Genomic DNA, 11,502 nt, shown 5'->3' with positions numbered 1-11,502 from the left:
TCCCCGCCCGCTAAAGCGGGCGCTATGAATGCCTCGCCCTCCCCATCCGTCCCGCCGGCCGGCTCGGCCGGGCCAGATGTGCTGCGGACGCTGCTGGAACGGCCGATCCCGGCGGTGATGGGCGTGCTCAACGTCACCCCGGACTCCTTCTCCGACGGCGGCGAGTTCGTCGCGCCCGAGCAGGCGCTCGCACGCGCGCGGGCGATGATCGAGGCCGGCGTCGACATCATCGATATCGGGGCCGAGTCCACCCGGCCCTACAAGGAGGCCCGGCCGGTCACGGCGGAGGATGAGCTCGCCCGGCTGAAGCCGGTGCTGGCTGGGGTCGTAGCCCTCGGCGTGCCGGTCTCGATCGACAGCATGAAGGCAGAGGTGGTGGCTTTCGCGCTCGACCAGGGCGCGGCGATCGCCAACGACGTCTGGGGCCTGCAACGGGACGCCGCCATGGCCCCGCTGGTGGCCGCAAGGGGCGTGCCCGTCATCGTCATGCACAACCGCGACGATGCCGATCCGGCCATCGACATCATCACGGACATGAAGACGTTCTTCCTGCGCTCGCTCGACATCGCCGCAAAGGCCGGCATCGCGCGCGACAAGATCGTGCTCGATCCCGGCATCGGCTTCGGCAAGACCGCCGAGCAGAGCATGACCGCGCTGGCGCGCTTGCGCGAATTCGAGATGTTCGGCCTGCCGACCCTGGTCGGCGCCTCGCGCAAGCGCTTCATCGCCTCGGTGTCGCCGTCCGAGCCGAAGGAGCGGCTGGCCGGCTCGATCGCCGCGCATCTGATCGCCGCGCAGCGCGGCGCCAGGATCATCCGGACCCATGACGTCGCCGAGACCTTGCAGGCGCTGCGGGTGGCGAACGCAATCGAGGGCAAGCAATGACCGACACGATCTTCGTCACCGGCCTGTCGATCCACGCCCGCCACGGCGTGATGGATCACGAGACCGAGGTCGGCCAGCGCTTCGTCATCGATCTCGAGCTCTATACCGACCTGTCGGAACCTTCGCGCAGCGACCGGCTCGCCGATACGGTGTCCTACGCCGAGGTAGTGGCGACGACGACGGCGGCCTTCAAGAACACCAATTACAAGCTGCTCGAGCGCGCGGCGGGCGCGGTGGCCGACGCCATCCTGTCGCACTTCCCGCGCATCCGCGCCGTGAAGGTCACCGTGCACAAGCCGCATGCGCCGATCGCCGCGATCTTCGACGACGTCGGCATCGTGCTGACGCGCTCGCGGCATCCCTGAGATGGCGAGCGTGCTGATCGCGCTCGGCGGCAATGTCGGCGATGTCCGCGCGACGTTCCGCAAGGCGATCGCCCAAATCTGCGGCATGGCGCAAGGCGCATTGATCGCGCGCTCCTCGGACTATGTCACGCCGCCCTGGGGCGATGAGGATCAGGCTGCCTTCATCAATGCCTGCATCGAGATCGAGACCGACCTCGATCCGCACGCGCTCTTGTTCGTGCTGCAGAAGGTCGAGCAGAAATTCGGCCGCATGCGGCAGAAGGATCGGCGCTGGGGCCCCCGCACGCTCGATCTCGACATGATCGCCTATGACGAATTGTCCTTGCAGAAGCCCGACCTGACCTTGCCGCATCCGCGCCTGTTCGAGCGCGCTTTCGTGCTGGTGCCGCTGGCCGAAATCGCGCCCGACCGCGTGATCTCGGGCATTCGTGTGCGCGACGGGCTCGCCAGCGTCTCGACGCAAGGCATTGAGCGGCTTCCGGATACCGGTTAACCAAAAACAACCGTTTGCAGGGACGGTCCGCCGTGGCAATTTCGCCTGCGCATAACAATACGTTCGGGAGCCCCTCGCCGCATGACCTCAGTGACTGACGACCTGCCGCTGGCGGCGGATTTTCCCAAGGCGACCGTCGAAGACTGGCGCAAGCTGGTCGATGGCGTCCTGAAGGGCGCGCCGTTCGAGAAGCTGGTCGGCAAGACCTATGACGGCATCAAGATCGATCCGCTCTATCCGCGCGCCAAGGGCGTTGCGCCCGTGGTGGGGCGGCCGGCCGCAGCACCCTGGCAAGTCATCCAGCGGATCGACCATCCCGATGCGGCGCTCGCGAATACACAGGCGTTGCAGGATCTGGAGAACGGCGCGACCGGGCTCGCGCTGGTGTTCGCCGGCGCCAATGGCGCGCGCGGTTTCGGGCTGGAACCTGCAGCCGACGCGGTGGCAAAGGTTCTGAAGGATATTCATCTCGACGCCGGGATCGGTCTCGAGCTCGAGATCGGTCCGCAATCGCGGATGGCGGCGATCCATGTCGCGGAATATGTGAAGGGCCAAGGCCTCGATCCTGCCGCCTGCAATATCCGCTTCGGTCTCGATCCGCTCGCGGCCGGCGCGGTGTGGGGGCACAGCCCCTATACCTGGGACGAAATCGCGCCCGCGATCACCGGCGCCATCAAGGGGCTCGCCGGGCTCGGCTTCAAGGGGCCGTTCACCTCCGCCGACGGACGCGTGATCCACGATGCCGGCGGCTCCGAGGTGCAGGAGCTCGCCTTCGTGCTCGCCTGCGGCGTCGCTTATCTGCGCGCGATCGAAGGCGCCGGCATTCCCCTCGAGCAGGCGCAGGGCATGGTCTATGCGCGGCTTTCTGCCGATGCGGACCAGTTCCTGACCATGGCCAAATTCCGCGCGCTGCGGCTGTTGTGGGCGCGGATCGAAACGGCGTGCGGGCTCGCGCCGAAACCGCTGTTCATCGCCGCCGATACGGCCTGGCGCATGCTGACGCAGCGCGACCCCTACGTGAACATGCTGCGCGCGACCGTCGCGACGTTTGCCGCCGGGCTCGCCGGCGCCAACGCGATCACCGTGCTGCCGCATACGCTGGCGCTCGGCCTGCCCGATCCGTTCGCGCGGCGCGTGGCGCGCAACACGCAGCTCCTGCTGCTGGAAGAAAGCAACCTCGCCAAGGTCAGCGATCCCGCGGCAGGTAGCGGCGGCATCGAGACGCTGACCGCGCAGCTTTGCGAGGCCGCCTGGGCGCTGTTCCAGGAGAGCGAAAAGGCCGGCGGCGCCTTTGCCGCGCTTCAGCAAGGCCTGTTTCAGAGCAAGGTCGCGGCCGCACGCAAGGCGCGTGACGCCAACATCGCAAAGCGCCGTGACGTGCTGACCGGCGCCAGCGAGTTTCCAAACCTGCATGAGAGCGAAGCCACCGTCCTGACGGCGACGCCGATCGCGCTGGCACCGTACGGCGAGCAGAAATACAAGTTCGATCCGCTGCCGCCGATCCGGCTCGCGGAACCGTTCGAGGCGCTGCGCGACAAGTCGGATGCCGTGCTGAAGGCACGCGGCGCGCGGCCCAAAGTGTTCCTGGCCAATCTCGGCACGCCGGCCGATTTCACGGCGCGCGCGACCTTCGCCAAGAGTTTCTTCGAGGCCGGCGGCATCGAGGCCCTGGACAGCGAAGGCTTTGCCGATCCGGCCGAACTGGCCGCCGCCTTCAAGACCTCCGGCGCCGAGCTCGCCTGCCTCTGTTCCAGCGACAAGGTCTACGCCGATCGCGCGGAACCTGCCGCCAAGGCCCTGCAAACCGCGGGCGCCCGACATATCTATCTGGCGGGCCGCCCGACGGATGCCGAGGCGGCGCTGCGGGCCGCCGGCGTCACGGGGTTTGTCTTCGCCGGAGGCGATGCGCTTGCCACGCTGCAAGACGCCTATCGACGGATGGAGCAGCCATGATCGACACCAGCAAACCCGTTCTCACCGGCGGTTGCCAATGCGGCGCGGTGCGCTTCGCAGTGACAACGGCGCCGAACCGGGTCTCGATCTGCCACTGCCGCATGTGCCAGAAGGCGGCCGGCGCGCCGTTCGCGTCCTTTGCCGACATCAACAAGACCGACTTTGCCTGGACCAGGGGAAAGCCGTCGTTCTTCCGCTCCTCCACCATCGCCGAGCGCGGCTTTTGCGCCGCCTGCGGCACGCCGCTGAGCTTCGGCCGCATCGACGGCGACCGGATCGAGATCATGACCGGCGCCTTCGACCGACCCGACCACGTGATCCCGACGCGGCAGTTCGGCACCGAATCCCGCCTCGGCTGGGTGGTCGGCATCGCGAACCTGCCGAGCCAGACCACGCAGCAGAATTACGGACCGGAGAAGATGGCGACCATCGTCAGCCATCAGCATCCGGATCATGATTGAGCGCCTATGATATGGTTGAAGCCATGAGCCGCATTCCCGATTTCGCCGATATTGCCTTCGAGCGAGCCGCCGCCGCCGCACCCGCCGGCAGCGCCGAGCGCTGGCTGACGCCCGAGGGCATCCTGGTAAAGCCCGCCTATGGCGAGGCCGATCTTGCCGGGCTCGATTTCCTCGAGACCTATCCCGGCATTGCGCCTTATCTTCGCGGCCCCTACCCGACCATGTATGTCAACCAGCCCTGGACCGTCCGGCAATATGCCGGCTTCTCCACGGCGGAGGATTCCAACGCGTTCTACCGCCGCAATCTCGCGGCGGGCCAGAAGGGCCTCTCGGTCGCCTTCGATCTCGCCACCCATCGCGGCTATGATTCGGACCATCCGCGCGTCGGCGGCGACGTCGGCATGGCCGGCGTTGCCATCGATTCCATCTACGACATGCGCACGCTGTTCGCAGGGATTCCGCTCGACCAGATGAGCGTGTCCATGACCATGAACGGCGCGGTGCTGCCGATCCTCGCGCTCTACGTCGCCGCCGCCGAGGAACAGGGCGTACCGCCGGAGAAGCTGTCGGGCACCATTCAGAACGACATTCTGAAAGAGTTCATGGTGCGCAACACCTACATCTATCCGCCCGCGCCCTCGATGCGGATCATCTCGGACATCTTCGCCTACACCTCCACGCGGATGCCGAAATACAATTCGATCTCGATCTCCGGCTATCACATGCAGGAGGCCGGCGCGACGCAGGATCTCGAGCTTGCCTATACGCTCGCCGACGGCGTCGAATATTTGCGGGCCGGCCTTGCCGCCGGTCTCGACGTCGACCGCTTCGCACCGCGCCTGTCGTTCTTCTGGGCGATCGGCATGAACTTCTTCATGGAAGTCGCCAAGCTGCGCGCCGCGCGCCTGCTCTGGGCGAAGCTCTTGAAACCGTTCGATCCGAAGGACCCGCGCTCGCTGTCGCTGCGCACCCATAGCCAGACCTCGGGCTGGTCGCTGACCGCGCAGGACGTGTTCAACAACGTGATGCGCACCACGGTCGAGGCGATGGCGGCGACGCAAGGCCACACCCAGTCGCTGCACACCAACGCGCTCGACGAGGCGCTGGCGCTGCCGACCGACTTCTCGGCCCGCATCGCCCGCAACACCCAGCTGTTCCTGCAGCAGGAGAGCGGCACCACCCGCATCATCGATCCCTGGGGCGGCTCGTATTACGTCGAGCGGCTGACGCGCGACCTCGCGGCCAAGGCCTGGGGCCACATCCAGGAGGTCGAGGAGCTCGGCGGCATGGCGAAGGCAATCGAGGCCGGCCTGCCGAAGTTGCGTATCGAGGAGGCTTCCGCCAAGACGCAGGCGCGGATCGACGCCGGCAAGCAGGCGGTGATCGGCGTCAACAAGTACAAGCCGACCGACGAGGACAAAATCGAGATCCTGAAGGTCGACAATTCCAACGTCCGCCGCTTGCAGATCGACAAGCTGACGCGGCTGAAAGCCGAGCGCAACCAGAAGGACGTCGATGCCGCGCTCGCGGCGATCACGCGCTCGGCCGGCGAAGGCAACGGCAATCTGCTCGCGCTCGCCATCGATGCGGCGCGGGCCAAGGCGACCGTCGGCGAAATCTCGGACGCGATGGAGAAGGTGTTCGGCCGGCACCGCGCCGAGATCAAATCCATCACCGGCGTCTACAAGCGGGAGGCGTCCAGCATGGGCAACCAGGTCGAGAAGGTTCAGGCGCAGATCGACGCCTTCGAGGAGGCGGAAGGCCGCCGCCCACGCATCCTGGTCGCCAAGATCGGCCAGGACGGGCACGATCGCGGCCAGAAGGTGATCGCCTCGGCCTTCGCCGATATCGGCTTCGACGTCGACATCGGGCCGCTTTTTGCGACCGCCGACGAAGCCGCCCGGCAGGCGGTCGAGAACGACGTGCACATCCTCGGCGTCTCCTCGCTCGCCGCCGCCCACCTCACCGCCGTGCCGGAGCTGAAGGCCGCGCTGAAGAAGCAGGGCCGCGACGACATCATGATCATCGTCGGCGGCGTGGTGCCGCCGCAGGACTACGACGCGCTCTATGCCGCCGGTGCGGAGGCGATCTTCCCGCCGGGCACCGTGATCGCGGAAGCCGCCGAGGAGCTGATCCGCAAGCTCAACGCCCGTCTCGGGCATAGCGAGGCTGCGGAGTAGCTGATAGACTGGCCGCATGACCGGCCAGGTGTCTCCATGACGCGTGACGAAATCATCGCTGCCATACGCAAGAACGCCGATGCCATCAAAGGTAAAGGCGTATCGAAGCTTGCCATTTTCGGCTCGCGTGCCAGCGACGATTATCGGCCTGACAGCGACATCGACGTTATCGTCGAAATCGAGCCGGACACCTCTTTTTCGCTACTCAACTTGATCGATGTCGAGCACATCATCGAGGATGCGACGGGCTTGCAAGCACAGGCAACTGTTCGTCGTTCTATATCTCCTCGCTTCGCGGAGCGGATCGCAGACGACATTCTCGAAATATTCTGACGTGCCCCCGACTTTAGCCGACCGCATCGGCCTTATCCTCGATGCGACGGCCAAGATCAGGCTGGCCTCAAAGACGATCTCCCGCCGCTGAAGATCTTCATCCGAACAATCGCCGAGGAGCCAAAGGCTTGAACCCCGTCCTGAAATTGAGCCTCGCGACGCTGTTGCTGGGCGCGATCAATATTTCCTCCTCGCACGCCGCCGACCCCAAGCCCGACGCCGTCGTCAAGACCAAGAGCATCGAGGCGCGGCTGTTCCTCGACGACAGGATCAAGGCGGACGCGGCACTGGCGGCGGATTGCCTCAGGGAGGGCAAGAAGTGGCTCGACAGGAATGCCGCGGAAGCTGCCGCCGCGCGCAAAGCCGATCCGCAATTCTTCAGGGACGGCGCCTGGGATTTCGAGCGCAAATACGAGATCCGCTCCGTCGTTGCGGATCGCTATGTCAGCATCCTGCGCAACGACTACATGAATACAAGAGGTGCGCATCCGAACTCGGACGTGAACACGATCCTGTGGGACAAGGCCGACACCAAGCGCATCTCGATCCGCCCGTTCTTCACCGAGACTGCCGACAATGGAGCAACCATGAAGGCGATGGCGCAGGCGATCGTCGCCTCGCTCAGGGCGGAGAAGAAGAAGCGCGATGCCAGCGAGACCGCGACCGACGAATGGTTCAAAGCGGTCGCGCCGAGCCTGCTGAAGATCGGCGCGGTGACGCTGGCGCCCTCGACCGAGTCCGGCAAGAGCTCCGGCCTCACCTTCCACTATCCGCCCTACGCCGTCGGTCCCTATGCCGAGGGCGAGTATGTCGCCTTCGTGCCGTGGGAGACGCTGAAGCCTTACCTGAGCGCGGAAGGCACCCGCATCTTCGGCGGCGCGCGGCCGAAGGGCGACGCGGAGTAGCCGTGAGCGATCGCTAAGATCGCGGATGGGCCCGCGCCAATGTCCGCGCAAGTGAATCCGTCCAATCGGGAATCCAGGACGCAAACAGGGCTTGCCAGCGGTCAGCGTCCGCAGGCTCGGTATCGAGGGCGACCGACCATTCGATCAGGGTGCGGTCGCCTTCCACGATCGGGCGCACATGCATGGTGCCTTGATAGCGCGTCGGCGCCGGCGTCCTGCTGCCGTCATCTTGCGGATACGGCAGCGCTTCGAGACCGGCATAGGTCAGCGTGTGCTGCCGGTCCGAGTGATCGACCAGGCGCTGGCGGATCCAGTTTCCGAGATAGCAGAAGCGTCTGATGGCGCCGACTTCGTCGCCGCGCTTGTCGTCTTCGATCACGCTCTCGCTCACGCCGTCGATGTAAGCGGGATAATTGTTGAAATCGCGGATCAGCGACCAGACGTCGTCCAGCGGGCAGTCCAGCACGGCGCTGTAATAGGCTTGGGTCATCGATAGCTTGCCTTTGGCTTTCGTTACGCGCACAGGTTGGCGAAGCATGCCGACAAAACCCACCCGATTTCCGATTGCCCCATTCAAGAGGCATGCTGTTTTCACACAACATGTCGATCTCGTTGGTAGCGCTACCTTGCGGCGGCGCTGCAAAGCCGACTAGAATGTCGCCATCGACAAGAGCGCCCGGCGTCACGGGCGCCGCTGGGAGGAATTCAATGTCCAAGATTTCGCGCCGCACCTTTGCGGCTTCAACCGCCGCCATCGCGGCATCCGCAGCTTTCGGGTTCAAGCCCGCACTCGCGCAGGCCTATCCGGCCCGGCCGGTCACCGTGATCGTGCCATGGGGCGCCGGCGGCGGCACCGATGCCACCGCGCGCATCGTCGCTGCGCTGCTGGAAAAGGATCTCGGCCAGCCCTTCAACGTGGTCAACCGCACCGGCGGCTCCGGTGTGGTCGGACATAGCGCGATCGCGACCGCGCAGCCCGACGGCTACACGATCGGCATGCTCACCGTCGAAATCTCGATGATGCACTGGCAGGGCCTCACCGAGCTGACGCCGAAGAGCTACACGCCGCTGGCCCTGATGAACGAGGATCCCCCGGGCATCCAGGTCTCCTCTTCGTCGCCCTACAAGACGGTCAAGGAGCTCGCGGACGCGATCAAGGCCGCGCCTCCCGGCAAGTTCAAGGCTTCGGGCACCGGCCAGGGCGGCATCTGGCATCTGGCGCTGGTCGGCTGGATGCAGGCGATGGGCCTGCCCGCCAACCAGGTCGCCTGGGTGCCGTCGAACGGCGCGGCGCCGGCGATGCAGGATCTCGCCGCCGGCGGGCTCGACCTCACCACCTGCTCGGTGCCGGAGGCGCGCGCCATCATCGAGGCCGGCAAGGCCAGGAGCCTTGCCATTATGGCGCCCGCACGAAATCCGGTCTTCAAGGACGTGCCGACGCTGAAGGAGGCGATGGGCATCGACTACGCGACCGGTGCCTGGCGCGGCATCGGCGCACCGAAGGGCCTGCCGCCCGAGATCGCAACCAAGCTCACCGCGGCGCTGAAGAAGGTCTATGACTCCGCCGAGTTCAAGGACTTCATGAGCAATCGCGGCTTCGGCACCGTGTGGGGCGACGCCGCTCACTTCGCCAGCTTCATGGACAAGGGCGACGCCCAGATGGGCGAAGCGATGAAGGCGGCCGGCCTCAGCAAGGCGTGATCCGGTCCTGCGACGCTCCGATCCCCTCTGCCCGCTTGCGGGGAGAGGCCGGAATGCGCGCCGAGCGCGGGATTCGGATGAGGGGGACTCTCCGCGAGTCCCGCTCTCACCTCCCCCGCGCAGAGCCCCTCTCACCGACCCTCTCCCAGCGCGCAGGGAGAGGGATAACACCCCTCTATAGGACTTCCCCATGCGTCTTCCCGACTCCGTCACGGGATCGTTTCTCGTCGCACTCGGCGCGGCGGCCGCCTATGGCGGCTGGATCTTGCCGCCGGTGCCCGGGCAGCCGGTCGGCCCCAACGTGTTTCCGCTGGTGATCGGCACGGGGCTGGCGCTGTGCGGGCTCGCGATCGTGTTCGGGATCGGCCACTCCTTCGAGGAGGAGGAAGAGCTGGTCCCGCTCGAGGACGGCCAGGCAGCAGCCCCGCCGCCGCAAGGCAAGCTCTATGGCCTGCGCGCTTTGCTGCCGCCGCTGCTGCTGCTGTTCTACGTGGTCGCAGCCGACAGGCTCGGCTTCATCATCACCGCGGCGATCATGGTCTACGTCACCTCGACCGCGCTCGGCGCGAAATGGAAGCTGGCGCTGCCACTCGCGGCGCTCTCGCCCTTCGCCATTCACCTCATCTTCGGCAAGCTGCTCCGCGTGCCGCTGCCCGCCGGCCTGCTGCCGACGCCCTGGTAATCCCATGCTGAAAACCCTGCTCGACGCGTTCGCGCTGATCTCCACCTGGGAGGTCATCATCGCGATGTTCGCGGCCTCCGTGTACGGCCTCGTGATCGGCTCGCTGCCGGGCCTGTCGGCCACGATGGCGACCGCCCTGCTCGTCCCGGTCACCTTCTACCTGTCCCCGATCGCGGCGATCGCGACCATCGTCGCGGCATCCTCGATGGCGATCTTCTCGGGCGACATCCCGGGCGCGCTGCTGCGCATTCCCGGCACGCCCGCCTCCGCCGCCTATGCCGACGAAGCCTATGCCATGACGCGCAAGGGTCAGGCCGAGCTCGCGCTCGGGGCCGGCGTGTGGTTCTCTGCCGTCGGCGGCATCGCCGGCGTGCTGTCGCTGATGATCCTGGCGCCGCCGCTCGCCGAGATCGCATTGTCGTTCTCGACCTTCGAATATTTCTGGCTGGCGCTGCTCGGCCTGATGTGCGCGACTCTGGTCGCGCGCTCCTCGCCGGTGAAGGCGATCGCCGGCATGTTCATCGGCCTGCTCGTCTCCTGCATCGGCATCGAGAATCCCGGCGGTGTGCCGCGCTTCACCTTCGGCCTCACCGATCTGTTCGGCGGCATCGAGCCGATCCCGGCGCTGGTGGGCGTATTCGCGGTGGCGCAGGTGATGCGCGCGATGCTGACGCCGGAGCCCCCGCCGCTGCCGCGGCGAAAATTCGGAAGCATCATGGCCGGCCAGTGGAGGCTGACCAAGAAGTATCACTGGCAGATGACGCGCGGGAACATCGTCGGCATCATCATCGGCGTGCTGCCCGGCGCCGGTGCCGACATGGCCGCCTGGGTCTCCTATGCGATGTCGAAACGCTTCTCCAAGGAGCCGGAGAAGTTCGGCACCGGCCATGTCGAGGGCCTGGTCGAGGCCGGCGCCAGCAACAATGCCAGCATCGCCTCCGGCTGGGTGCCTTCGCTGCTGTTCGGCATCCCCGGCGACACCATCGCCGCGATCGCGATCGGCGTGCTCTACATGAAGGGTCTCAACCCGGGCCCGACGCTGTTCACCGAGAAAGCGTCGAGCATGTACGCGATCTACCTGATGTTCATCATCGCCAACATCATGATGATCCCGCTCGGCATCGCCATGATCCGGGTCGCGGCCTACATCCTGCTGGCGCCGCGCGCGGCCATCATGCCGGTCATCATGCTGTGCTGCGCGGTCGGCTCGTTCGCGATCGGCAACAACATGTTTGGCGTCGTCACCGTCGCCACCTTCGGCGTGATCGGCTATGTCATGGAAGCGAACGGCTATCCCGTCGCCGCCATGGTGCTCGGCATCGTCATGGGCACCATGGTCGAGCAGGCCTTCGTGACCTCGCTGATCAAGTCCGACGGCAGCATCTTGCCATTTTTCGAACGTCCCATCGCAGCCATTCTCGCCGCCATGGCAATCGGTGCCCTGCTCTGGCCGGTGATGGTGTGGATCTGGCGCAAGGTGAAGCAGCCGCAAGCCGCGGCAGCGACGAGCAGGTGATATGAAGCGGGCGGCCCTCGCCTGCCTG

General features: G+C 66.2%; 12 protein-coding genes. 11 read left to right on the top strand and 1 reads right to left on the bottom strand.

Annotation, left to right across the window (positions count from 1 at the left end; all coding sequences use genetic code 11):
* The first annotated feature begins 24 nt into the window (after positions 1–24).
* From folP to E4K64_RS05430, 8 genes are all read left to right on the top strand, one after another.
* Positions 25–885 (top strand): dihydropteroate synthase, encoded by an 861-nt coding sequence (gene folP, locus E4K64_RS05465; RefSeq protein WP_135162516.1) that lies wholly within the window; start codon positions 25–27, stop codon positions 883–885.
* The gene (gene folB / locus E4K64_RS05460; RefSeq protein ID WP_135162515.1) at positions 882–1,250 is read left to right on the top strand and encodes a dihydroneopterin aldolase; all 369 of its coding nucleotides are present in this window, start codon (positions 882–884) and stop codon (positions 1,248–1,250) included. Before folP ends, folB begins: the two co-directional genes overlap by 4 nt.
* 1 nt (position 1,251) lies before the next feature.
* Positions 1,252–1,743 carry a 2-amino-4-hydroxy-6-hydroxymethyldihydropteridine diphosphokinase gene (gene folK / locus E4K64_RS05455; RefSeq protein WP_135162514.1) on the top strand — a complete coding sequence of 164 codons (492 nt, stop codon included), beginning with the start codon at positions 1,252–1,254 and terminating at the stop codon, positions 1,741–1,743.
* An 81-nt stretch (positions 1,744–1,824) separates the two neighbouring features.
* The gene (locus E4K64_RS05450) at positions 1,825–3,696 is read left to right on the top strand and encodes a methylmalonyl-CoA mutase family protein (RefSeq protein ID WP_135162513.1); all 1,872 of its coding nucleotides are present in this window, start codon (positions 1,825–1,827) and stop codon (positions 3,694–3,696) included.
* Positions 3,693–4,157: a GFA family protein gene (locus tag E4K64_RS05445; RefSeq protein ID WP_135162512.1), complete on the top strand. Its 465-nt coding sequence runs from the start codon at positions 3,693–3,695 to the stop codon at positions 4,155–4,157. Before E4K64_RS05450 ends, E4K64_RS05445 begins: the two co-directional genes overlap by 4 nt.
* A gap of 23 nt (positions 4,158–4,180) precedes the next feature.
* On the top strand, positions 4,181–6,337 hold the full coding sequence (gene scpA / locus E4K64_RS05440; protein WP_135162550.1) for a methylmalonyl-CoA mutase: 2,157 nt from the start codon (positions 4,181–4,183) through the stop codon (positions 6,335–6,337).
* Between the two features lie 36 nt (positions 6,338–6,373).
* A complete protein-coding gene (locus E4K64_RS05435) occupies positions 6,374–6,670 on the top strand; it encodes a nucleotidyltransferase family protein (protein ID WP_135162511.1) in 297 nt (98 codons plus the stop codon).
* Positions 6,671–6,816: 146 nt separating this feature from the next.
* On the top strand, positions 6,817–7,575 hold the full coding sequence (locus E4K64_RS05430) for an RsiV family protein (RefSeq protein ID WP_235884551.1): 759 nt from the start codon (positions 6,817–6,819) through the stop codon (positions 7,573–7,575).
* A 13-nt stretch (positions 7,576–7,588) separates the two neighbouring features.
* Here E4K64_RS05430 and E4K64_RS05425 read toward each other — a convergent pair whose 3' ends face one another.
* Positions 7,589–8,065 carry an SRPBCC family protein gene (locus E4K64_RS05425; RefSeq protein ID WP_135162509.1) on the bottom strand — a complete coding sequence of 159 codons (477 nt, stop codon included), beginning with the start codon at positions 8,063–8,065 and terminating at the stop codon, positions 7,589–7,591.
* 218 nt (positions 8,066–8,283) lie between these two features.
* Here E4K64_RS05425 and E4K64_RS05420 point away from each other — a divergent pair, with 218 nt between their 5' ends.
* From E4K64_RS05420 to E4K64_RS05410, 3 genes are all read left to right on the top strand, one after another.
* Complete coding sequence (locus tag E4K64_RS05420) at positions 8,284–9,276, top strand: tripartite tricarboxylate transporter substrate binding protein (protein WP_135162508.1); 993 nt, start codon at positions 8,284–8,286, stop codon at positions 9,274–9,276.
* Between the two features lie 190 nt (positions 9,277–9,466).
* Positions 9,467–9,958: a tripartite tricarboxylate transporter TctB family protein gene (locus tag E4K64_RS05415; RefSeq protein WP_135162507.1), complete on the top strand. Its 492-nt coding sequence runs from the start codon at positions 9,467–9,469 to the stop codon at positions 9,956–9,958.
* A 4-nt stretch (positions 9,959–9,962) separates the two neighbouring features.
* On the top strand, positions 9,963–11,474 hold the full coding sequence (locus tag E4K64_RS05410) for a tripartite tricarboxylate transporter permease (protein ID WP_135162506.1): 1,512 nt from the start codon (positions 9,963–9,965) through the stop codon (positions 11,472–11,474).
* The last annotated feature ends 28 nt before the right edge of the window (positions 11,475–11,502 follow it).

The sequence above is a fragment of the Bradyrhizobium frederickii genome, from assembly GCF_004570865.1.
Taxonomy (GTDB): Bacteria; Pseudomonadota; Alphaproteobacteria; order Rhizobiales; family Xanthobacteraceae; genus Bradyrhizobium; species Bradyrhizobium frederickii.
Note: the sequence above shows the minus strand (reverse complement) of the source record. Positions and strands in the feature narration are given on the sequence as shown.